General features: G+C 46.2%; 28 protein-coding genes and 1 tRNA gene. All 29 read right to left on the reverse strand.

Going from position 1 to position 22,838, the window contains the following annotated elements; translation table 11 throughout:
* Positions 1 to 27: 27 nt before the first annotated feature.
* On the reverse strand, positions 28 to 498 hold the full coding sequence (locus Q8R38_07865) for an HIT domain-containing protein (GenBank protein MDP3791943.1): 471 nt from the start codon (positions 496 to 498) through the stop codon (positions 28 to 30).
* Positions 485 to 1,300: a thymidylate synthase gene (locus tag Q8R38_07870; GenBank protein ID MDP3791944.1), complete on the reverse strand. Its 816-nt coding sequence runs from the start codon at positions 1,298 to 1,300 to the stop codon at positions 485 to 487. The genes Q8R38_07865 and Q8R38_07870 overlap by 14 nt, the downstream gene beginning before the upstream one ends.
* A gap of 3 nt (positions 1,301 to 1,303) precedes the next feature.
* Complete coding sequence (locus tag Q8R38_07875; GenBank protein MDP3791945.1) at positions 1,304 to 1,786, reverse strand: metallophosphoesterase family protein; 483 nt, start codon at positions 1,784 to 1,786, stop codon at positions 1,304 to 1,306.
* A complete protein-coding gene (locus tag Q8R38_07880) occupies positions 1,787 to 3,415 on the reverse strand; it encodes an ATP-binding protein (GenBank protein ID MDP3791946.1) in 1,629 nt (542 codons plus the stop codon). It lies immediately after the preceding gene.
* A gap of 111 nt (positions 3,416 to 3,526) precedes the next feature.
* A complete protein-coding gene (locus Q8R38_07885; GenBank protein ID MDP3791947.1) occupies positions 3,527 to 4,165 on the reverse strand; it encodes a LysM peptidoglycan-binding domain-containing M23 family metallopeptidase in 639 nt (212 codons plus the stop codon).
* Between the two features lie 57 nt (positions 4,166 to 4,222).
* Positions 4,223 to 4,296 (reverse strand) — tRNA-Gly (locus Q8R38_07890).
* Positions 4,297 to 4,309: 13 nt separating this feature from the next.
* Positions 4,310 to 5,209, reverse strand: a complete 900-nt coding sequence (locus tag Q8R38_07895) for a PfkB family carbohydrate kinase (GenBank protein MDP3791948.1) — start codon at positions 5,207 to 5,209, stop codon at positions 4,310 to 4,312.
* Position 5,210: 1 nt separating this feature from the next.
* Positions 5,211 to 6,503 (reverse strand): phosphomethylpyrimidine synthase ThiC, encoded by a 1,293-nt coding sequence (gene thiC / locus Q8R38_07900; protein MDP3791949.1) that lies wholly within the window; start codon positions 6,501 to 6,503, stop codon positions 5,211 to 5,213.
* Positions 6,494 to 6,904: a thiamine-phosphate pyrophosphorylase gene (locus Q8R38_07905; protein ID MDP3791950.1), complete on the reverse strand. Its 411-nt coding sequence runs from the start codon at positions 6,902 to 6,904 to the stop codon at positions 6,494 to 6,496. The genes thiC and Q8R38_07905 overlap by 10 nt, the downstream gene beginning before the upstream one ends.
* On the reverse strand, positions 6,901 to 7,374 hold the full coding sequence (rfaE2, locus tag Q8R38_07910; protein MDP3791951.1) for a D-glycero-beta-D-manno-heptose 1-phosphate adenylyltransferase: 474 nt from the start codon (positions 7,372 to 7,374) through the stop codon (positions 6,901 to 6,903). Before rfaE2 ends, Q8R38_07905 begins: the two co-directional genes overlap by 4 nt.
* The gene (gene gmhA, locus Q8R38_07915) at positions 7,375 to 7,947 is read right to left on the reverse strand and encodes a D-sedoheptulose 7-phosphate isomerase (protein ID MDP3791952.1); all 573 of its coding nucleotides are present in this window, start codon (positions 7,945 to 7,947) and stop codon (positions 7,375 to 7,377) included.
* Between the two features lie 53 nt (positions 7,948 to 8,000).
* Positions 8,001 to 9,041: an ATP-dependent 6-phosphofructokinase gene (locus tag Q8R38_07920; protein ID MDP3791953.1), complete on the reverse strand. Its 1,041-nt coding sequence runs from the start codon at positions 9,039 to 9,041 to the stop codon at positions 8,001 to 8,003.
* A 27-nt stretch (positions 9,042 to 9,068) separates the two neighbouring features.
* Positions 9,069 to 9,674: an alkaline shock response membrane anchor protein AmaP gene (gene amaP / locus Q8R38_07925; protein MDP3791954.1), complete on the reverse strand. Its 606-nt coding sequence runs from the start codon at positions 9,672 to 9,674 to the stop codon at positions 9,069 to 9,071.
* The gene (locus tag Q8R38_07930; protein MDP3791955.1) at positions 9,671 to 10,072 is read right to left on the reverse strand and encodes an Asp23/Gls24 family envelope stress response protein; all 402 of its coding nucleotides are present in this window, start codon (positions 10,070 to 10,072) and stop codon (positions 9,671 to 9,673) included. Before Q8R38_07930 ends, amaP begins: the two co-directional genes overlap by 4 nt.
* Positions 10,073 to 10,096: 24 nt before the next feature.
* Positions 10,097 to 11,446, reverse strand: coding sequence for an acetyl-CoA carboxylase biotin carboxylase subunit (gene accC / locus Q8R38_07935; protein MDP3791956.1), 1,350 nt, complete (start codon positions 11,444 to 11,446; stop codon positions 10,097 to 10,099).
* Positions 11,447 to 11,469: 23 nt separating this feature from the next.
* Positions 11,470 to 11,907 carry an acetyl-CoA carboxylase biotin carboxyl carrier protein gene (gene accB / locus Q8R38_07940; GenBank protein MDP3791957.1) on the reverse strand — a complete coding sequence of 146 codons (438 nt, stop codon included), beginning with the start codon at positions 11,905 to 11,907 and terminating at the stop codon, positions 11,470 to 11,472.
* A 21-nt stretch (positions 11,908 to 11,928) separates the two neighbouring features.
* Complete coding sequence (locus Q8R38_07945; GenBank protein ID MDP3791958.1) at positions 11,929 to 12,978, reverse strand: Xaa-Pro peptidase family protein; 1,050 nt, start codon at positions 12,976 to 12,978, stop codon at positions 11,929 to 11,931.
* Positions 12,978 to 13,418, reverse strand: coding sequence for a type II 3-dehydroquinate dehydratase (gene aroQ / locus Q8R38_07950; GenBank protein MDP3791959.1), 441 nt, complete (start codon positions 13,416 to 13,418; stop codon positions 12,978 to 12,980). Before aroQ ends, Q8R38_07945 begins: the two co-directional genes overlap by 1 nt.
* Positions 13,419 to 13,595, reverse strand: a complete 177-nt coding sequence (locus tag Q8R38_07955; protein ID MDP3791960.1) for a Trm112 family protein — start codon at positions 13,593 to 13,595, stop codon at positions 13,419 to 13,421.
* Complete coding sequence (locus Q8R38_07960) at positions 13,596 to 14,564, reverse strand: lysylphosphatidylglycerol synthase transmembrane domain-containing protein (protein MDP3791961.1); 969 nt, start codon at positions 14,562 to 14,564, stop codon at positions 13,596 to 13,598. It abuts the gene before it with no gap.
* A 56-nt stretch (positions 14,565 to 14,620) separates the two neighbouring features.
* The gene (locus Q8R38_07965) at positions 14,621 to 15,775 is read right to left on the reverse strand and encodes a DNA recombination protein RmuC (GenBank protein MDP3791962.1); all 1,155 of its coding nucleotides are present in this window, start codon (positions 15,773 to 15,775) and stop codon (positions 14,621 to 14,623) included.
* 9 nt (positions 15,776 to 15,784) lie between these two features.
* Positions 15,785 to 16,132 (reverse strand): DUF1844 domain-containing protein, encoded by a 348-nt coding sequence (locus Q8R38_07970; GenBank protein ID MDP3791963.1) that lies wholly within the window; start codon positions 16,130 to 16,132, stop codon positions 15,785 to 15,787.
* A 3-nt stretch (positions 16,133 to 16,135) separates the two neighbouring features.
* Positions 16,136 to 16,969: a patatin-like phospholipase family protein gene (locus Q8R38_07975; GenBank protein ID MDP3791964.1), complete on the reverse strand. Its 834-nt coding sequence runs from the start codon at positions 16,967 to 16,969 to the stop codon at positions 16,136 to 16,138.
* Positions 16,970 to 16,981: 12 nt separating this feature from the next.
* Positions 16,982 to 17,794, reverse strand: a complete 813-nt coding sequence (gene amrB / locus Q8R38_07980; protein MDP3791965.1) for an AmmeMemoRadiSam system protein B — start codon at positions 17,792 to 17,794, stop codon at positions 16,982 to 16,984.
* 9 nt (positions 17,795 to 17,803) lie between these two features.
* Entirely contained in the window at positions 17,804 to 18,709 is a 906-nt protein-coding gene (locus Q8R38_07985; GenBank protein ID MDP3791966.1) for a sugar phosphate isomerase/epimerase, read from the reverse strand.
* A 7-nt stretch (positions 18,710 to 18,716) separates the two neighbouring features.
* Positions 18,717 to 21,299 carry a pitrilysin family protein gene (locus Q8R38_07990; GenBank protein ID MDP3791967.1) on the reverse strand — a complete coding sequence of 861 codons (2,583 nt, stop codon included), beginning with the start codon at positions 21,297 to 21,299 and terminating at the stop codon, positions 18,717 to 18,719.
* Positions 21,296 to 21,463 (reverse strand): 30S ribosomal protein S21, encoded by a 168-nt coding sequence (gene rpsU, locus Q8R38_07995; GenBank protein MDP3791968.1) that lies wholly within the window; start codon positions 21,461 to 21,463, stop codon positions 21,296 to 21,298. The genes Q8R38_07990 and rpsU overlap by 4 nt, the downstream gene beginning before the upstream one ends.
* A gap of 33 nt (positions 21,464 to 21,496) precedes the next feature.
* Positions 21,497 to 22,189 carry an HAD family phosphatase gene (locus Q8R38_08000; GenBank protein MDP3791969.1) on the reverse strand — a complete coding sequence of 231 codons (693 nt, stop codon included), beginning with the start codon at positions 22,187 to 22,189 and terminating at the stop codon, positions 21,497 to 21,499.
* A 7-nt stretch (positions 22,190 to 22,196) separates the two neighbouring features.
* A complete protein-coding gene (locus Q8R38_08005) occupies positions 22,197 to 22,838 on the reverse strand; it encodes a hypothetical protein (protein ID MDP3791970.1) in 642 nt (213 codons plus the stop codon).

Raw genomic sequence — 22,838 nt, forward strand, 5'->3', positions numbered from 1 at the left:
CACCGCCGCGATGTTATAGTAGCATACTTAACGTCCGCCTCGGCGGTGTGATACAAACAACTTATACATAGCATCGAGCGAGTCCGGCACAACCTTTGTATCCGCTATTACGGGCATAAAATTCATATCGCCTTCCCACCGCGGCACTATATGTATATGCATGTGGTCGGCAAATCCTGCCCCGCCGGCCTTGCCCTCATTGAACCCTATATTGAAACCGTGCGGTTTTAATTTCTTTTTAAGTATCTTCTTGGTCTTTATGACCAACTCCATTATGTCGCACACTTCCGCTTCGGATAAGAGGTCGATGCTCCTGATATGCCTTTTAGGGAATACCATTACGTGGCCGTTATTATAAGGATAGATGTTGAGCATCGAGAATGAATACTCCGACTCGTCGAGAACATACTCTTTCGGTCCGCAGAATATGCATTTCTTATTCTTATGCGATATTATGTATTTTTTTCTCCAGGGCGCCCAAAGGTTACTTCGCTTCATTTTTTAACCTCACCTGCGCCTCTTCGAAGAATGGCTGGGCAAACTCTGTGGACCATGTCTTCTCCTCAAATGCCCTCTCCCCGACGGTCTTTAAGAACCTTTTGAACTCTTCGGCATAGCTGCCGTAAATATGGAAACTGTCGCTTATGTCGACATATCTGCCGACGGTTACATTTTTACCGGTATTTTTCGATATCCGGCCGGCTATATTCGCCTGAAGGTCCGTAAGGGCGAATATATTCATGAAGCTGGCTTTATAGGCATCGCGGGATCTCCAGTGTGTATTCATATTAAGCGAATAGGTATTATTGCCGCGGTCCACGAGCCTGCACCAGATCCTCTGCAGGCACGGAGGATCGTCTGTAATGGGATCCGTGCCGGGATTCCATGTTATTGCCTGCGCCCTCCTGGAATACGACGTTTCCGACAGTTTCTTTATTAAGTATTCCACCTGGTTTACCACCTTGCCTTCTATATCAAAACTGAACAGGCGCTGATGATACGTGTATGTCCATTTTCCTTCTTCAGGCTTTATCCAATGGTCGTGTATGCCGTCAACGACTTCCTGCCTGTAGACTTCCAGGTCCTCCAATCCGCCCGGAAACGCCCTGTGAATACGCGGCTCTTTCATCGGGTCATTGACGACCATTATCATAGTGCAGTCTTTACTCGCTGGGTCATCCGGCTTGTCATATTCTGTCTTTATATCCAGTCCGTCCTTCCAGGTAGCTATTACGGCCTTCTCCCACGCCTCGGGAAGCGTATCGCCTTCAACTCTTATTACGGGAATATCTTTGGTCATATATTATAACTCCACTATTTTACCTTCTATCTTTTTATCCGTGACCTCCAGGATACCGTAAGAATTCTTCGAAGCGAATATCTTATCCGTCGGGCTTCCGGGATTAAAAAATAGAACACCGTCTTTTTTTACGTTTACAGCGATGTGAGAATGTCCGAACACCAGACAGTCTACTTTGCCAAATTCTTTTCTGACACTCGCCATCAATTCTGACGGAGCGCCGTAACCATGTATAAGCCCTATCTTAGACTTGCCTATCGTGATGAGTTCTTTAGGATTAAGCTGCGCGCGGATCTCCTGCGAATCCATGTTGCCGCAGACGGCCTTCACCTCTTTTATGGAGCGCAGTTTATCCAAAAATTTCGCGTCTATAAAGTCTCCGGCATGGAATATCATGTCCACGTCTTCGGCCGCGTCATAAATAGCCTTCGGCAGGTCCTGCGCGGCTATTGGTATGTGCGTATCGGATAAGACGAGTATCTTCATCTAAACTATGACCTTGGTTTTGCCGTAAGAGTTCAGGATATTGTTGATTGTGGATATATCCCATATCGATATCTTTAGCTCTTTTGCCAGCAGCTTCGCGTTTTCATCGATACCGCATAAAGATATCACTATCTTGTTCGATATCTTGTATGTAAGAGGCTTTACGTTTTTGATATATTCAACGATATCGTTCTCGTTCACCACATGTGTATATGCCTGCACCAGCCAGGTATTGCCCCTGAAAGTGGCGGCCAGGCACCTGTTTTCATCGGATAACGCCCTTACCTCCACCTTGGTAAAGTGCGGCAGCCTTAACTGCCTGGAATCCACCTGTATCAGCTCATTGGAGAATGAGTTGAATAATTCCGACAGGCGCGCGGTTATCTCTTTTTCGGATTCGGTTATGAAATCGGATATATATGCCTTCACCTGTGAGGTAAACAGCTCGGACCTGTTAAATATGCCGTCTACGAGAAGGTTCTTTCTCTTCTGGTAAACTTTTCCCAGCCAGAACTCCAGCATTGAATCGTCTATCTTGTAAAATATGCCGAATTTGGAGACGAGCCCGAGCTCTGAAAGCTGCGCAAGGTCTTTAGATACCTCCGACTGCTTCGCCTTGACCGACTTCGCGATATCGGCGAGCTTGTTGCGGCCGCTCGATATAGATGTCAATATCGACAGATGCCTGTCTTTATGCCTTGAATCCAATAAGTCCAGGATGAAGTTCATCAGATACTGGTGTATTACCCCGCTTGAATCGTATACGGTCTCTATTATGGCTTTTGTCAGGATGTCGGTATCTATATGGTTGGACATCTTTTCGGTGGCGAGGTCTTTCGCCTTCTTGGCAATATGGTTTAAATAGAACGGATTACCGTCGGTAAATACCACCAGGAACCTCTTTAACGCGTTGTCTATCTCAAAGCCCCCCAGCCGCATATCGACGAACCTTTTCGCGTTCTCCATATCGAATCCCGAGACCTTCACTATTTCGAAATTTCCGAAGAGAAGCGAGAGTTTTTCGGAGAGTATCTTTTTGAATACCTGGTTGCGGGAACTGGATACTATATACATAGTATCCTTCTGTATCATTATGACCTTGCCGAAATTTAAGAACGGGTTCTTTATGCCTATATATTCCAAATTGTCGAATTCGTCCAGTATGACTACGCAGGATTTTTTGATCTCTTCTTTCAGCGTAGAGGTAAGGCCCAACAGGTTAAAATACGCGGCTTCGTGGTCGCTCTTCTCTACGAGCGAATTGATATTCTTTATCGCGGCGTATGTCTTAGGAAGGCTCTCCTGGGCTTTTCCCAGAAGGTTATCGAGTTCAAACCCGGCGTCTTCGCCCGTCTTCGTCAGCGCGTTATATAATAGAGTGGCTATAAACCTGTTGGTAAAGGCGCGGAACGGCTCTTTGACGACCTCTACGTATATTGTTATGAACTCCTCTTCCTTTATAGAATAGAGGAAGTGGTGCAGTATCGATGTCTTTCCGGCAAGGCTCTGGCCCGTAAGCGCGACATTCTGGCGGTAGCCGTCTTTTAACGCCGAGACCCTTTTATTGAGAAGATCCAATACCTCATCTCTTCCGAAAAACTTCTCGCCAACTACAGGTTCACTGAACATGTGCGTCCTCTATTCTGCTCCGCCCTTCAATCTTGTATAGCCGGTAGGGCTACGCAGGAATAAGCCCTGCGAAGCCATGCCGCCAGTACGCGCGGTGAATGGCGAAGTAGGCTATTTGGATAGATAATAAAACGGGTTCTGCGGCTCTCCGCCGCGCCTTATTTCAAAATGCAGGCTGGGCTCTTTTGCCCGGCCGCCCCTTCCGACTTTCGCTATGACGGTATTCTGCTCTACGAAATCCCCCACATTTACCAAAATGGCCGAATTATAAGCGTATACCGTCTGAAAACTGTCTCCATGATCCAGTATTACGGTTTTGCCTAAACCCTTCATCCACTCATCGCAGAATACCACTTTGCCCGCGCGCGACGCAACGACCGAACTGCCCTCTTGAGCGCGTATATCGATGCCTTTATTCTTGGTCCTGTCGTGCTTGGCCCCATAATATGATATCACATTACCTCTTAATGGCCACGTGAAAAGATCACCGTAGGAATAGGCCTTGCGCTCTTCCGTGCGCTTAACGGCCGCCGTCGAACCGGGTATCAAAAGACGCTGGCCGCGGTCTATGTCCTTAGCGTCGTCTATATCATTAGCTTTTAAAATGGCGCTCATATCCACACCGTAAGACTTGGATATGCCCCAGAGGGTTTCGCCCTTTCTCACGTAGTGATAGACACCGCCTATAGTTTTGGTATCGGCTATATAAGGCTTTTCTACCGTTCCACAGCCCGCAAGCGTAAGAAGCAAAAATATTATTACTGCGAAGCCATACCTGCGTTTTACTTGTTGAATGGCAAAGCAGAATGGAGCGAGCGATGGGAATCGAACCCACGTATCAAGCTTGGGAAGCTCGTATTCTACCATTGAATTACGCTCGCGCCGATCGCTCATTTAAAACCTGGTTAATTTTTTAAAATCCGAATACCTTTTATTGATATCCGACATTTTTATGGCAAGAAGTCTGTTTACGCTGAAGTCTTCTACGGCAAATGAAGCCATTATACTACCATAGACCATGCTCTTCCTTATTGCAGCGTCGTTTATCTTGCCGGCCTTGCTTAAGTATCCTATTACACCGCCCGCGAATGTATCGCCCGCGCCGGTAGGATCAAATACGTTTTCCAGAAGATATGCTGGAGCCACAAAATGCCCCCGCTTCGAGTAATATATCACGCCATGCTCGCCCTTCTTTATGACTACGCTCTTCGGGCCTTTCGATACGATTATCTTCGCCGCCTTCATCAGGTTGGCCTCCCCGCTGAATTGCCTAGCCTCGGCGTCGTTTAAAAAGAATACGTCGACTTTATGCAGAAATTTTTCCAGGGACTTCTTTTTGCTCGTTATCCAATGGTTCATCGAATCACACGCTATCAATTTGGGCTTTTCGACCTGCCTCAATACGCTCTCCTGTAAGTCCGGGTCGATATTGGCGAGGAACAGTATGCGCGGATTTTTTAAGCTGTCGGGTATCTTCGGAGCGAAGTCCTGGAAGACATTGAGGTGCGTGGCGAGAGTATGCGCGACATTCATATCATATTCATACCGGCCTTCCCAGCGGAATGTCTTGCCCTTACTTATCTCTATGCCTTCGGTGCCTATATTCCTATTCTTCAAGAGCTGCAGATGCCTTTTAGGAAAATCCTCTCCGACGGTGGCTATTATATTGACCTTGTCGAAGAATGAAGCCGATATGGAAAAGAATGTGGCCGACCCGCCCAAGATCTCTTCCTTCTTTCCGAATGGGGTCTCTATGGAGTCCAGCGCTACTGAACCAACGACCAGTATACTCAAGTTATGTACCTCTCAAACATTTTTCCGCAGTCTTAATAGAACAGTATTCTCCGCACATTGTGCAGACATCTTTTTGATCCGGCATAGACGCTTTGCGGTATTCGGTGGGCTTCACCTTATCCAGCGCCAATTCAAATTGCTTTTTCCAATCTCTTTTAAACCTCGCTTTGGACATCGCTATATCCCTGTCCATGGCACCCGGTATATTCTTCGCTATATCCGCCGCGTGCGCGGCTATCTTTGAAGCGACTACGCCTTCTCTCACATCTTCCAGGGTAGGCAGCCTCACATGTTCGGATGGAGTTACATAACATAAGAAGTCCGCGCCTGCGCTGGCGGCTATCGCTCCGCCTATAGCGCTGGTTATATGGTCATATCCGGGCGCTATATCTGTGACGAGAGGCCCTAAAACATAAAATGGCGCGCCATTACACAGCGTTTTTTCCAGCTGCACGTTCGCTTCTATCTGGTTTAGAGGAACGTGTCCGGGACCCTCTATCATTACCTGCACACCCTTATTTACGGCCCTTTTTTGTAATTGCCCGAGAGTGACCAATTCTGATATTTGGGCTTTATCCGTAGCGTCGGCAATAGAGCCCGGCCTCAAACCGTCTCCGAGGCTTAATGTAATATCGTAGCGCTTCACTATATCTATTACCCTGTCAAAATATTCATAAAAAGGATTTTCTCGGTTGTTGGTCAGTATCCATTCGGCAAGAAAAGCCCCGCCGCGCGAGACTATATCGAGAATTCTCGGGCTCTCTTTGAGTATCGATAATACCCTTTTGGTAACTCCGGAGTGTATCGTAAAGAAGTCCACGCCCTCTTTCGCCTGTTTTTCAAGGCAATCGAACATGTCGTCCACGGTTATCGAGGATATCGAACCGCGGGCCTTTATGCCTTTTACAACCATCTCATATATAGGGACCGTTCCTACGGGGACTGTAGACCCCGCGAGTATCTGGCGCCTCGTTTCATCCATGCGCGGGCCTGTGGACAGGTCCATTATAGCGTCGGCGCCTAACTTTATGCACTCCCGCATCTTCTTCAGCTCATTGGCTATATTTGAGGAGTCCTTCGATGTGCCTATATTGGCGTTTATCTTTGTCTTTAAACCTTTGCCTATTCCGCAAGGCTTGCTGATATCGCGTTTTGTATTTTTAGGTATTACAATAACTCCGTCGGCGATGCCCTTGCGTATAAAATCCACGGTAACGCCCTCATCGCGTGAAACCTGGATCATCTCGGATGTTGTCTTGCCGCGTCTTGCGTATTCTAATTGCGTCACTTTAATGCCTTCTTTTCTATCTCGTAAATTTTAAACCTGAGATTGGTAAATTTAGCGGAGCCTTTTTTGTCTACGAGTTTGAAGAACTCCTCAAGCACCCTTAAAGACTCCTTTACTCTTTGTATATTCGCGCTGAATATATCGGCATAAGTTATCCTGTTCATCTCGCTTTTGGATACGCCGCACCTGCCAACGTCATTGGCCGAATCCCTGCTGGCGCTTAGTATCTTGACCGTTGCTGGAGCATCTTTAAGGATAGACGATATGGAATGCCTGGCCATCTTCAGATCTTTTGTCAGCGTCGGGCAGTTCCATACAAACCTTGCTACTTCCTCGCATACTCTTAAGCCTTCGCGGGACCTGTTGAAATTGGCGTCTATAATACGGTAAAGCTCTTTCTTCATCATATATTCTCTATCTTCTTTATCAAAGATGTGGTCGAGTATCCCCTTACAAAAGGTATTCTCTTTACCTTTCCACCGTGGGACTTTACAAATTCACCGCCAACGATATCTTCTATCTTCCAGTCGCCGCCTTTTACCAGCGTATCTGGCTTAAGCTGCCTTATAAGGCGCTCGGGCGTGGATTCGCCGAATACCGAGATGTAATCTACACATGACAGAGCCGAAAGCACTTTGGCCCTGTCGCGCGCGTTGTTTATCGGGCGGCCTTTTCCCTTGATCTTTTTTACCGAGGAATCGCTATTTAATCCCACGACGAGGATGTCGCCCAGCGATTTTGCTTTGGAAAGATAATCCACATGGCCTACATGCAGTATATCGAAACAGCCATTCGTAAATACCACGCGCCTGCCTTTTGAGCGCAGACGTTTTAGAAGATTCGCCAATTTTTTAGAATCTAAGGTTTTCGCGGACATCTATTTTTTAAATATATCTTCCTCTATAAGCGCGCAGAGTATGTGCGCTATCATAGCCTGGGATTCCTGGACGCGCGGCGTATCTTTGGAGGGCACTATTATCGATATATCGGCCTCGCCTTTCATCTTCCCGCCGTCCGAACCTATCAAGGCGATCGTTTTTATACCAATCGCCTTCGCTTTTTTGAATGCTTCTATCACGTTCTTTGAATTTCCGCTTGTCGATATGCCCAACGCGATATCGCCTTTACGGCCGAGAGCTTCTACCTGTCTTGAAAACACCACATCATAGCCATAGTCATTGGCTATAGCCGTTAACGCGGATGTATCGCAAGTCAGCGCTATCGCGGGAAGTGCTCTTCGCTCCATCTTGAACCTTCCGACGAGCTCTGCCGCCATATGCTGGCTGTCGGCAGCGCTGCCGCCGTTACCGAACACAAGAAGTTTACCGCCGTTTTTAAGCGAATCGATTATTAATGTAGCGGCCTTCTCGATATTACCAAGCTGATCTTTAAGGACCAGCTCTTTTGTCTTTATGCTCTCTTTGATATAGGATTCTATCTTCTTTTGCACCCCGCACCTTCTCCTGTTTGCCCCCGCACCTTCGAAGGTACGGGGCACGTATTCTATCCAAAAAACACTTTAGCAAGTTCATAGAATTTTGCATCAACTGTTTTAAGCGTGCCTACCGCGTCCTGTATCGGAACCTCTATAACGTCGGTCCCTTTGAGGCTTGCCATGTAACCGAACTTCTTCTCTAAAACCAGGTCCATAGCCTTTACCCCAAATCTTGTGGCAAGGACTCTATCAAACGCGCTTGGCGTGCCGCCTCTTTGTATATGGCCGAGCACCGTGACCCTCGTCTCAAAACCTGTCCTGTTCTCTATCTCGGCCGCGAGGATCTCCGCTACTCCGCCCAACCTTACGTGGCCGAACGAGTCAAGCTTCTCTTCCTGTGTTACTACCTGGCCCGCTTTGAATGTAGCGCCTTCGGCAACGACGACTATCGAGAAACCCTTGCCCCTCGCGTGGCGCTTTTTAAGTATTTCGCATACTTCGTCGATGTCGACTTTGATTTCAGGTATAAGTATTACATCCGAGCCCGAAGCTATGCCGGAATGTATCGCTATCCAGCCGGCGTGCCTGCCCATGACCTCGACTACCATTATCCTGTGATGGCTCTCCGCGGTCGTGTGGAGCCTGTCAATGGCTTCAGTCGCTATATTTACCGCTGTATCGAATCCGAATGTCACATCTGTCGCGTTAAGGTCGTTATCTATAGTCTTTGGAACGCCGACCACGTTTACGCCCTTCTTCTCCTTATTCAGCTTATTCGCGACGCCGAGAGTATCTTCTCCGCCTATTGCTATAAGCGCGTCGAGTTTTAATTTTTTGTAATTTTCTATAACCTTCGCCACATCTTCAGGCTTTTTATAAGGATTGGTCCTGGACGTCCCTAATATCGTGCCGCCCTTCGGAAGTATCCCGGAAACAGAATCCAGTCCAAGCTCTACCGTATCTATCTCTACAAGGCCTTTCCATCCGTTCTTTATACCGACTATCTCGATATCATTACCGGATCTGACCGCCTTCCTTACAATCCCCCTTATTACGGCGTTTAATCCAGGGCAATCGCCGCCGCCCGTCAATACTCCTACTCTGCTCATCTGTAACTTCCTCCTCGTTATTTTTAATTAAAAACTGCTGTACTCTATGGTTCCCCTGAAAGGCGGAACTTTATCGTCCTTCTTTGTGTCTCTGGCCTTCTCATCCTTATGGGCTATCTTTGTCACGTTTACCTGTATCTCGACAGGCTCGTCCACACCAAGCATATCCTGGACGCGCGACTTTACTATACTCTGGATCTTTTCCGTAGTTTCGGGAATATTGGTATCGGAAAAGAGCACAACCTTATTTATTATCATTATGCCCTTCTTGCTGGCGCGCACATTCGGCCTCGACTCTTTGACCTCGGGAAGCTGTTTCATAGACCTTTTTATAAAATCTTCTATCGCGGTCAATGAGATGGTGACCTGCCCGTCGGGATTTTCGAAAGCTATCGTCTTCTCTTTATTGATTATGCCCAGCGTTATCTGTATTACCATGAGGCTGATGAATATCAAAAGCCCGCCGGTCAATCCCAGTATCAACCTTACGTCCGAATTTGTGTAGATGGTATTGAGCACGTCTATTATATAGTTTAAGGGTATTACATTGGTCGCCACAACTATGAATATGCCGCCCACCAGAAAAAACACAAGCGTGTAAAAGAACAGCGTTAATCCTCCGATAAATCTCATATAGAACCTCCCTTATTCGTCTTTTCAAGTGATTGCGGCGAGCGCACGCCCTCGACTATAACATCTACGGATGAAACAACCAGCCCTGTCATCTTCTCGACGGCTGCTTTAACATTTTCCTGGACATCATCCGCGACCCTGGCTATGTCGACGCCGTATTCTACAGTTATGTAAAGGATCAATCTTAATTCGTTTTCCGAAGCGTATATCTTGACGCCTTTCTTGCCGCCGCGGCGCATCAATACTTCATAGATCGTCTTGCCCAGGCCCCTGCCGACTTTGGAGACACCCTTAACTTCGATGGCGGCTGTGGACGCGATGGTGGTTATCGCGTTATTATTTATCTTTACCACTCCCAGTTCTGTCGTCCTATACCTGTCACTCGAATCGCGTTTCATCTCTTCTCTTTCTTCTCCCCGAGTCTATTCGGTATGCTCAAATAGTTTTTCAATAAAATCGGTGGAGAACTTCCCTTTTATGAATAAGGGGTTGTTCATTACCTTTTTATGGAACGGTATCGTCGTCTTTATCGGCTCGACGATAAATTCGTCCAGCGCGCGCCTCATTATAGTGATGGCCTCGTTCCTGTCCTTGCCGTGAACTATCAATTTCGCTATCATGGAATCGTAATAAGGCGGTATCTCATAGCCCTGGTAAACATGCGTGTCTATTCTTACTCCGCGTCCCCCCGGCAGATCAAGCATGGTAATCCTTCCCGGAGACGGCATAAAATCTTTATCGGGGTCTTCGGCGTTTATCCTGCACTCTATCGCGCTGCCGGTGAATTTAATATCTTCCTGTTTATGCGCAAGTTTTTCGCCCGCGGCTATCCTTATCTGCTCTTTTACGAGGTCCAAGCCTGTAACGCATTCTGTTACCGGGTGCTCGACCTGTATCCTGGTATTCATCTCCATGAAATAAAAGTTACCGGCCGCGTCTACCAGAAATTCTATGGTGCCCGCGTTAACATAATTTATCGTTTTGGCGCACTTTATCGCGGCCTCGGATAATTTTTTGCGTAATTTGGAATCTACTATAGGCGACGGAGATTCTTCTATAAGCTTTTGATGACGCCTCTGCACCGTGCAATCTCTTTCGCCTAAGTGTATAATATGCCCGTACTGATCTCCCAGAATCTGTATCTCAACGTGCCGTGGTTTTTCTATATACCTTTCTATATAAACATCGGAGCTGCCGAATGCCGCCTCGGCCTCACGCTGGGCGGTAAGAAGCGCGCTGATGAGCCTGACGTCATTATGGCAAATTCTCATGCCCTTTCCGCCTCCGCCGGCCGCGGCCTTTATTATTACAGGATACCCTATCTCTTTGGCTATCTTCAGGGCCTCTTCCTTTGATTTTACTATCGCCTTGCTCCCCGGCACTATCGGAACGCCCGCCTTCCTGGCGGTATCCTTGGCGGCCATCTTATCGCCCATGAGCCTCATATTTTCCGGGGTGGGCCCGATAAATTTTATCTTGCATGATTCGCAGATCTCCGCGAAATGGTCATCCTCCGCCAGAAAGCCGTAACCCGGGTGTATCGCCTCGACATCGGCTATCTCCGCTGCGCTTATTATGCTGGGTATGTGAAGATAACTCGAAGCGCTGGGCGCGCTGCCTATACATATAGCCTCATCCGCGAATTTTACGTGCAGCGAATTTATATCGGCCTGCGAATACACGGCTACCGTGCGTATGCCTAATTCTTTACAGGCGCGTATTATCCTTAACGCGACCTCTCCTCTGTTTGCTATAAGTATTTTTGAGAACATTTTTTATTAGTCCTTTAAAAACTTTATGCCGGCTCCACAACATACAATACATGGCCGAATTCGACGGGCTCGGCGTTCTCTACGTTTATATCGACTATCTTGCCTTTTACTTCACTTTTGATCTCATTCATCAGCTTCATGGCCTCTATGATGCACAGGACCTGCCCAACCTCTATATTGTCCCCTATGCTCACGTATGCCGGCGCTTCGGGTGACGGCGAGCGGTAGAATGTGCCTACCATCGGAGATTTTATCTCTATTGTATTTGCTTTCTCCTGCGCAATCGCCTCGGGAGCACGCCCCGCGGCCGGAGCCGGACCGGAGACAAACTCGACGGCTTTTTCGTATACGCCGCCGGATTTTTTCAGGCGGATTCTCATGCCATCCTTTTCTATTTCAAGCTCCGATAGGCTGTTTTCGTTCATAAGATTTATCATATCTTTTATCTCTTTTATATACATCTCTAATCCTCCGTAGGTAATTTATATTGTTAAGATCTCAAACCCTTTTTCTGTGACTAAAACCATATCTTCTATCCTTATCCCGCCTAACCCGGGAACGTATATTGCCGGTTCAACGGTAAATACCATGCCCGGCTTCAATATGCCTGTGCTTCTGCCTGAAACACTCGGCTCCTCATGAACATCGAGCCCTATACCGTGGCCCATGGAATGGCCGAAAAATTTTCCATAACCCTTATCCGCTATATGCTGTCTGCCGGCGGAATCTACAGCCGATATCTTGCGCCCCGGCCTAATATTGTCGAAAGCTTTTTCCTGGGCGGCCTTAACCACAAGATATATCTCCCTGATCTTGTCTTTAATCTTGCCGGTCAAAACCATCCTCGTTATGTCGGAGTTGTAAGAATCAAGCGTGCACCCCATGTCTATCATCACGATATCGTTCTTCGCTATCTTTCTATCAGTAGGATGCGCGTGAGGCTTCGAGCTGTTCTCGGCGCAGGCCACTATCGGCTTAAATCCGGACTTTGCGCCGTTGGCTATGAATTCGCACTCTATCCGTCCGCTTAATTTTTTTTCGGATACGCCCGGCGCTACCTCGCCAACGATATTTTTCAGCACTTTTTTCGCGCACGCGACCGATCTTTCTATGCGCGCTATCTCTTCTTTGTCTTTAACGGCTCTTAAATTTTCCACTATATTATTAAACGGTAGTAGCTTTGCTTTGCCGATATAGCTTTCAAGGTTCTTTATTACGCCGTACGGCAGATTCATCGATTCGAACCCTATTTTTCGGATGCCGTTTTTACACGCTATCTTGCCTATGACATCATAGGTCGAAGAGACGACTTCCAGTATCGCGAAACCCCTTACCGACTTTTTCGCTTCCTGGGTATATCTGGAATCCGTGAGAAAGAACTGTGAATCCGGTGTTATAAAGAGTACCGAATCGCTTCCTGTAAATCCGCTTAAATAAGTTACGTTGCTTTCATTAGTTACAAGTAGCGACTCTATCGATTTTGCTTTTAATTCGCTTCTTAACTTCTTTAGTCTGGTCTTGAAGTCAAACATTATTTTTTGGCCGTAAGAGCGATCGCCGCTTCCAGGCCCAGAATATAGCTGGTCTTACCAAATCCGCATATCTGGCCCTTTGCCACAGCCGAAATCAGCGATGTATGGCGAAATTCTTCTCTCGCGTATATATTGGATAAATGCACTTCAACCGTCGGTATATTAACGGCGCTTATAGCGTCTCTTATCGCTACGCTTGTATGCGTGTAGGCTGCGGGATTTATCAGTATCGCGTCATATTTACCCTTGGACTTGCCGATAAGCTCGACTATTTCGCCCTCATGGTTTGACTGCACAATGGTAAGCGCGGCTTTCTTTGTCTTGGCGAGCTTCTTCAGGTCCTTATTTATATCTTCTATAGTGACCTTGCCGTAAACATCCACTTCGCGCTGCCCTAAAAGGTTAAGGTTGGGGCCGTGTATTACAAGAATCTTCTTCATTTACGCACCTCTCTTGTCTTGCGGCAATTGGGCTTCGTCTATGAGCATTATGGGTATATCATCTTTTATCGGATAGCGCCTGCCGCATTTGGTGCAGACTATTCTGTCGCCTTCGAGCTTCACATCCGTTTTGCAGAGCGGGCAGGCAAGTATATTAAGCAGTTCCTTGTCTATCATTTAGACAACCTCCTCCTTAATCTCTTTTAATTTTATCTTAAACTGCGGGCTTAACGCGTATATTACCCCGCCGATTACACTTACGCATAAAAGCACCACCAGCCACAGGATGCTCATCGCGAACGCGCGGTCCGATCCTATTAACGGGCCGAACAACGCCACTGTAGAGCCTTCGCGCAGCCCCAGTCCGTTTATTGAAGGCAAAAGGCTCATCATGCCGACTATAGGCATCTTTACGAAGATATCTTTTACCGGTATCCTGGCGCCGAGGCTAAACGCTATCACGCCCAGGCTTGTGAAGAACATGACCTGCGACGCGAATGATATCGCGAATGATTTATACATCAGTTCCTTGTGGTGCTTATAGTTGTGCACTATGTTATACAGCTTTTTCAGCTTCTCCTCTATAGGCTTTACTAAAAACAGCAGGAACGAGAATTTCTTCGCCAGCTTATCGTTGGTCATGAATATTATAATAAGTAAGGATCCAAACGTTATAAAGTAAACTATATATTTTATGGTATTATCCACTATCCCCTCCTTTACAAAGAATAGCGCGATAAAAGCCATCAATATCATCGTTATTAGCCCTATGATCCTGTCTACGAAGATAGACGCGTAAGAACCCGCTTTATTATCTGTTTTATGTGATAGATAGTAGGCTTTTACGAAGTCGCCCCCTATGGATGTCGGCAGAAAATTGTTGAAGAAATATCCTATGAAGGTTAAAGAGACCGATTCTTTGTATGTTATCAATATATTCTGGGCCTCGACTATCAGTCTTAACCTTATAGAAGCTATGAATATAGCGGCTATGAAACATAAAAGACCGACAAGGAATACAAAGCCTTTGGTATCGGCAAGGGCTTTAAGTATCTGAGGGTACTTATCCCTCATAATATATAGTAATAATATTATAAAGAATATGCTTACAAAAGCCCTGAGAGCCGTAGATAATAATTTCTTCATAATGAGCTTAATAATTTATCATAAAGCGGGCGGTATGTAAAGAAAAAATGGGGTTTTTATAGCGCTGAAGGTATGTTGAGGTCTTGTTCTTCGGGTAGAGCTGCCGATTCGGCTATGCCTTCCTGTTTTCTTAGATCTTCTATCTTTTTTACCTGGCGGTCAAGCTGTTTGCGCCTGGTAGTCGTGAGATTGTCGAATTCTTTTTGGACAGCACCGATCTTCTCGCCTAAATCATCAAATGACTTCGCGAACAATTCCCACTGCTTGTTAAACGCTCCTAAAAGCGACAACATGTGCGCGGCCGTTTTTTCAAGATTAAAGTTGTCGATAGCGTGGTGAATGACGGCCAGTATAGCGTATAAAGTAAGGGGAGAACAGAATATGACCTTGTTTCTAAGCGCGTCGTCGATCAGCGCGCGGTCGTTCTCATTTATAAAAGAGTATAACTGTTCGTTGGGTATGAAGAGAATAACATAATCCACCGTTTTTTCTTCCGGATTTATATAATCCCTGTTCGTTACTTCTTTCATCCTGGCTCTGACATCCCTTAAGAATTGGTCCTTATGTTTCTGCTTGTCACTGTCGGATTCCGTCTCGAGATACCGCAGGTAACTATTCATCGGGAATTTGACATCCATGTTTACTTTTAAACCCTGGGGCAGAAAAAATGTATAATCCGGCCTTGTGGTTACCGTATCCTGGCTCTTGTCTTTTTGATAATTGATCCCTTCGGCAAATCCGGCAAGCCTTAATATGTCATCGGCAATCCTCTGTCCCCACTGGCCGCGGGCCTTTGTGCTGACGAGCGCCGCTTTAAGCTGATTTGTCGTATCGTGAAGCTTGCCCAGCTGTTCCGCGCTTAATTTCAACTGCCCGGAAAGCTCGCCGAACTTTAATTCACGGTCTTTCTCAAAATTTGTGACCAAGCACTGAACTTTTTGCAATTCTTCCTTCATGGAGCCAAGAGTCTGGTCTATTAATTTCTTTTTGGCTTCGAGTTCCCGCTCTCCCCCCTCGGTCTGTTTCGAAAGCGTCTCGTTGGCTATCTTCAGAAATTGATCCATGCTTTTAGACAGGGCCTCGAAAGAAAGCGCGCTAAAAGATTCTTTTAACTGGGAATGGCTTAGCCTGGATTGACGATTTAACCAAATAAACCCGCCAAGAATCATTATCGCGGCCAGCGCTATTAAAATTATTCCGAATAATAACATGAAACCGACTTACTCCTTTTTATTTGATTTGGCTACGAAGCGCATGCGCAGATCATAGAGCATGGAGTTGATCGCGTCTTCTTCATCCTTATCAAGATTGCCCTTAGTCTTGTGCTGCAACATCTCAATGGTATCTATCAGCAGCTTCGCGTGTTGAATATTCGCTTCTTTTTTGTGCGTTACCGGGTTTTCCAGGTCGCCGAGAGATATCAGCGCTTCCATCATCAGCCCCGTTATAAACAGGCCGAAAGTTACCTCTATCGGCGCCTGCGAGTCACCTTTTACCCCTGGCGTCTCTTTTTCCTTAGCAACCGCATCCTTCCAAGACTCATCAACGTGCTTCTTCATCTCATCCATTTTTTAATCCCACCATTCTTCCTGCCCCGCCATCTTCAGCGACGGAAAATTGTAAACACTCAACATCCTCTTTATCTGATCCACTTTTTCTTCAGCCGCTTTCTCGCCGAGCGCTATCGCCTCTTTTGCCCTGCCGAAACCGACTTGATCGATATCGCCAAGTTCGACTTTGATAAGAGTGTCCGATATGCGGGACTGATACCGGTTAAGTTCCTCACCCATTATCTGGAACGACTGCAAAAGCATCTGGAATATATTTTCTATCTTGCCGGCTTTTACGCAGAAGCCCACATCGACCGCTATCATGTAGCCGGGATCCAGTGACCTCGCGATTCTCGTTGGCACGCTGTTCTTGATGCCTCCGTCGACCAATAACCTTCCTTCTATCTTTACGGGATTGAATATGCCCGGCCATGAGCAACTCGCGCAAACTATTTTTTGCAGGTGGCCTTTCTGAAATATAACCCTTTCGTTTCTTTCTATATCTGTGGTGACTATCGCGAGGGGTATCCTGCAGTCCGCGAAGCTTTTGTTCTCGGTCAACTCATTTACGACTTTCTCCAGTTTCTTGCCCGCTAATAGGCCCATCCTGGGCAGTGTCGGGTCAAAAATGGTCTTCCAATTGAATTTGAGCGCAATACCTTCCATCTTCTTTACGGATACACCTACAGAGTAAGCCGCGCCTATAAGGGCGCCCATACTTGTCCCCACTATCCTGTGTATAGGTATCTTCTCTCTTTCCAGGACCTTTAATACGCCTATATGCGCCAGGCCGCGCGCGGACCCTCCCCCAAGAACAAGCACTACACTTCTTTTTTTCTTCAAAAATTGCAGCATATTGTAGGCCCTCTAATTTATTATTATGCCGGCATAGCCGACGACCGATGACCGGTCCTGGGAAACATCACCGCTGGTCTGATACTTTACCAGCCGCGCTTTTTTCGCGCCCAAGTTTTTCACCGCCGAAATCATTATTGCCGCCGGAGCGAAGCCGCACATGCTGATATCGAGCTCCTGCACGCGCTGGACAAGCATTTTCTCATCTAAGTTCAGAATAGCTTCTATAGCCTTGGAGTCTTTTTCTTTCGCGCTCTCCTGCGATTCATAGTGCGTCATGTCGCTCGACGCTATTATCGCCACTATCTTGTCCATCTTCAGTTCTTTTATAGATTTTGCCATGCACTCGCCTATATGCCTGTATGTTTTTATATCGGAAACGGAGATGACTATGGGAACAAATGTGAATTCACCCTGAAGTTTCTGCAGAAACGGCAGCTGCACTTCTATAGAGTGCTCGTGTATATGCGCAAGTTCGTCCTTGCGTAAGAGGTCACAGTCTTTTAAGAGCTTTTCCGTCAGTTCGCCGTTTATCTTTACATCCCCCAGCGGCGTTCTCCATGAGTCGCTTGCGCAAAGGCTGAAAGGCGAACCTAACCCTGTATGATTAGGGCCCATTATTATATAGGTGGATTTAGGATTTACAGAGGCGAGCACGGCTCCGGCGACAACGCCTGAATATATATAACCCGCGTGCGGCAGCACCATCCCTATCGCGTCCTCTTTTTTAGCTTTGACGCGGTCGGTCAATCCTTCTATCTCGAGCGAAAGCACCTCCCGCTCTCCCGGATAAAACTGGCCCGCAACTGCCGGATTACGTACCATCGATAGGATTTATCTTCCCAAAATTTTTGTCAGATACTCCACGCCCCGCCGCAGATCTTCTATGCTTGCAGGGTGATGCGCTTCTATTACTTTTATGGTATCTTTACTAATATAAGGCTTCAATACATTAAAATCGAACGTTCCCGCGCCCGGAGCCTTATGGTCATCTATGAGCCCAATTATATCATGAAGATGCATGCCAAGCAAGCGGCTTGAAAATTTGCTCAAAAGCTGCAGGTGGCCATAAAACCCCAACCTTTCAAATACTTCCGCATGGCCGACATCGTGCCAGTAAAATAGTTCTCCGGTCTTAAAATGGCGGAATATTTCCTCAAATTCGTCCATCAGCGGTATTTCGCGGTAGTAGTATCTATTCTCCACAGCGGGCGCGATGCCTTTTTTGGCGGCATAGGGCACTATATCTTCAAGGCTTTTGATAACCTGCCTCATATGCGGGTCTTTTTTCGCGTCTCTGGCCGATACCATCTCTTTTTTTACGCTCTCAAACTTTTCCTTGTCGCCCGCTAAAGAAGCCAGTTCCCTGGTCCTGCCCTGCATCTCTACCCTGCCGATATGGAATACGACGGCTCTGGCATCGAACATCTTTGCGTAATCTATCGTATTCATGGCCACTTTTACCGCCATAGCGCGTTCTCCGTCGTCCGTCGAAGAGAGCGAATAATAATCGGGAGAGGCTTTTTCGGGCGCTATTTCTACAGGCAGCGGGCACATATTATGAAGGCTCGAGACTTTGATCTCGCCGCGGCGTTTTAATTTTAATATTTCTTCGACTGTTTTTAGAGGCAGTGTGAAGCCAAGCTCCACGGTATCGAAGCCTGCCGATTTGATCTCATCTATTAGTTTAGCTGCGCTGGAGTGCCTTGACGCGTTCCATGAAGTGGAAAGGCTGAACATTTTGTTTTTACTCTGGCTCTATGACTATTTCGGTATATGCGTTTAAGGTAAAGTATTTATTCGCGACTCTCTTAACATCCTCTTTTGTTACCTTCTTTATCTGGTCCTCATACTTATAGAGATTATCATAGCCCAATCCGTAAAGTTCGTCCAGAGCGCTCTGGAATGAGTATGAAGTATTTGTCTGCATAAGCATCTTGTAGCTGCTTACCAATTCTTTTTTCGCGGAATTCAATTCTTCTTCCGACACAGCCGTGTCTTTAATAATTTTTATTTCACCGTAAAGTTTCTCTTTCGACAATTCCAGCTTATCCTTCGTGGTAGCCACATAAAATAAGAAAAAGCCCGTGTCGAGGCCGAGCTTTTGCGCGCAGCCGAGCGTGTAAGAAGCTCCTGATTTTTCGCGTATCGCGGAAAAGAGCCTTCCTGACATTCCCGATAAGAGCGTATCCAGAACATCCAGCGGATATCTGTCCGGATTGCTTATGCCGACGGTCCTGAAGCCCAGAACAAGAAGAGCCTGGTCCCTGTCCATCCCGAAGGACTCTTTTTTTATTTTACCCGGCAACATTTCGGGCAATGGCTTCTTTTGTAATTCTCTGGATGGCGCTGACTTAAACAGCGCTTCTACCTTTTGGAATACTTTTTCCGGCTCTATATCCCCGGAAACAGAAATAACCATATTGTTCGGCACACAATAGGTATGATAAAAATTGAGCAGTTCGTCCCTTTTGAAAGATGAAATGGTTTCTATTTCTCCGGTGTAACGCATACCGTAAGGATGCCCCTCAAAAAGGTTCCTCTTCATCAATAGGCCGCCATATTGAAATATATCGCCGTCTTCATCCCTTATATCCGCGATAGCTAAAACTTTTTCTTTTCCTATCTCATCCTGCGGAAATGTTGAATCTAAAATAACATCCTTAGCGATCTCCAACGCGAGGTCGAGGTCGTCTTTAAGCGCCACTATGTTGATGCCGAAGCTGTTAAATCCGCTGAACGGCTCGATCTGGCCCCCGCGGTTTTCAATAGCGCCTTTTATATCGGCTTCTTTCCTGCTCTTCGTCCCGTTAAGCATCATGTCCGCAACAAAAGCGGATATACCGTTATTTTCTTTTGTCTCTATGAGTAATCCTCCGGAGAATACTATCGTTACAGCGACCGCCGGCACTTTGGCGCTTCGCCTCGCGAGCACAGTAAGGCCGTTCGGAAGCTTTTTCTTTTCTATCTTCTCTTCGCCGGAAGATTTTGGCACTTTTATATCTTTTAATACCGATTCGTCCTTTGGGGTAAGCCTGACTTCGGTAAGATTGTCATTATTAAGATACAACAGAGCCATGCGCCTTATGTCGGATTTCGTAACCTTGTTTATGCCTTCTATATAACGATCCGAGAAATCATACACGCCGGTCATTATCTCGCTTTCGCATAAGTCTCTTGCCTGACCCTCAATAGTTTCTTTGGAGAGTATATAGTCGCTTAAAAGCATTTTCTTCGCGGTTTCAAGCTCCGAGTCCGTCACGCCTTCATTTTTTATCTTATCTATTTCGCTTAAAACCAGCTTGCTCGATTCCTCGATATTATTCTTGTCCAGGATTATGCTTACTATAAAAAGACCAGGATCTTCCGGCGTATAGTTTGACGCAGATATGGAATGGGCTACTCTTCTGTCTTCAACCAGGGTTTTATTAAAACGCGAGTTGTTCCCACGGCTAAGTATAATCGAAAGCACATCCATAGCGAAGAGGTCTTTACTAAGGATGCCCGTTGAATGGAACCCCATAGCCATATACGATAACGTCGACGGCGCTTCTTCTTCGATAAGTTTTTTGCCGATCTGCGGCGGCTCAAGTCCGCCGGTATTCGAAGCCTTGTAATCCGGCTTCCTGAAATCCTTAAACTCTTTCTCTATCAATGCGATAGCATCTTTGCAGTCTACGCCGCCCGCTATCGCGATGACTATATTGTTCGGTATATATCGGCTGTTGTAATATTTGACCAGATCGTTTCTCGTCAAGCCATTAAGCAGATCTTCGTATCCTATCGCGGGATATCTGTATGGATGCCTTATGTATGAATTAAAAAATAGCGTTAGAATGGCCTTCTTCTCGGGGTCATCCTCGCTCATCCTCACTTCTTTTAATATTACATCCCGCTCCCTGTTCATCTCGACGGGATCGAATGAGGCATTTAAAAGCATATCTTTAAGAAGACGAACCGCCTCGGCAAAATTCTTGGAAGGAACCGTTAACTGATAAGTCGTAAAATCGCTCGATACCGCGCCGTCGATGAGTCCGCCGTATGACCGGACCTCTTTTTCTATATCGCCCGGTTTTCTTGCGGCGGTGCCTTTAAAGAGCATATGCTCCACAAGATGCGATATTCCTGTGCCAAGATACTCCTGCTCGTATTTAGGAGCCGCTCTTACGGCGACATCTATAGTGACCAGGTCTTTGGGCGCAGACTCTTTCACCAAAACAGTGAGGCCGTTCTTAAGGACTTGCCTTAAAACGGCCTCATTTGCAAAAGTCAAACCCTGCCATAAAATCAGCAGCGGTAGAACCAGAGTAAAAAATTTAATTCTCTTCACCGAGATCCCGTCGATCGCTTCTTCCGGCGTTTTCTCTCACTTGGCTTTTCGTAATGTTTTCTCTCTTTGAGAGTTCTTAAGATGCCTTCGCGTTCGATCTTCTTCTTAAAACGTCGTAAAGCCTTTTCGAGCGGTTCATTCTCGCCAACATTGACTATTGGCATTTTTTATCACCCTTTCTATATAAATTTGATTATTTATTTTATCACGATAGGGCATGCCTTGTCAATCAGAGTAGCAACTTCTTCTAATCTATCGGCTATTATATCTGCGCCCTTAAGATACTCTTTTGGCAGGCTCGTCGTTATAGCTACGCAGAACATTCCCGCCCTCTTCGCGGAAGTTACGCCGTATGGCGCGTTCTCTATAACCAAACACTCGGATGGTTTTATCTTAAGGCTCTTTGATGCCTTCAGGTACGGCTCCGGATTTGGCTTGCCCTTTTTAACGCAATCTCCCGTTACTATAAAATCGAATAACTTCTCTATCTTTCTGGGGAGTATCTGTTTTACCCCTTCTTTTGTGGTTGCAGTCACTAAACCCAGCGGATACCCTCTCTTTTTCATGCAGATCAAAAATTCGACCGCGCCTTTAAACACGAATCTTTTAAACCGGTTTTTAAAAAGTTTCTTCCTGGCCAAAAATACTTTTTTAAATATATCTTTCGTGGGGCTTATTCCGGAACCTTTAAGAAAGTCCATCAGCGACTTTTCCCAATGTTCGCCTTCCCTGGTATATACATCAAAACACTTTACGCTGATGCCCATCGGACGCAGCGCTTCATACCATGCGAGAAAATGATACGGCATAGAATCGACTATAACACCGTCCATGTCGCATATTATGGCTTTTGGCTTAAAATTTAATTCTTTTACTACTTTCGCGCCCATAAAAACCTCATTTTTTGAAAGCTATGGTTATATTGAAGGACATCTTAGGCGCGGATATCGCTTTGGGAAGAGCGGAAAACGGAGCTACCGCCATAAGGCTGGTGCTCGTTATGTGAAGCAATACATTATCCTTGGTCGATCTCGCCCGGTCTATACTATATGTCAGAAGCGCCCCTCTGTCATTCAACACAAAGGATAGGTAGACGTCACCTTCTCCGTTATAATATCTGTAATTATCCTGCAGCCTCGCCCTTATCCTGTCCTTCAAATATCCGTAGTAGCTTATGTAATCCTTGCTCGATTTTATTTCCGATTCTTTTCTATCCGCCGCTTTTATGTTTTTTAAATCATCCTTCTTTACAGCTCTGTCCGTCTTTCGCTTGTAATACGACTTATCGTGTTTGGCCTGTACTGTCCGTGGCGCGGAAGATTTTTGTATTTCAGGCTTTGGCGCCTCCCGCACTGCGACATCTTCTTTATTGGATGTATTGGCTATTGTGATATTACTGATCTGGCTTAATATCATGTAGTCCACTATTACGGGGTCTTTTCTGACAAAATCACTCCTGATAAGGCTGTGGGTGTAAAGCGGCGCGGCTATAGCGGTATGTATTATCCCGGAGATTATAAATGCGCTTCTTAGTCCCAT

It is taken from the genome of Candidatus Omnitrophota bacterium, from assembly GCA_030695905.1.
Lineage (GTDB): Bacteria > Omnitrophota > Gorgyraeia > 2-01-FULL-45-10 > 2-01-FULL-45-10 > CAZHPY01.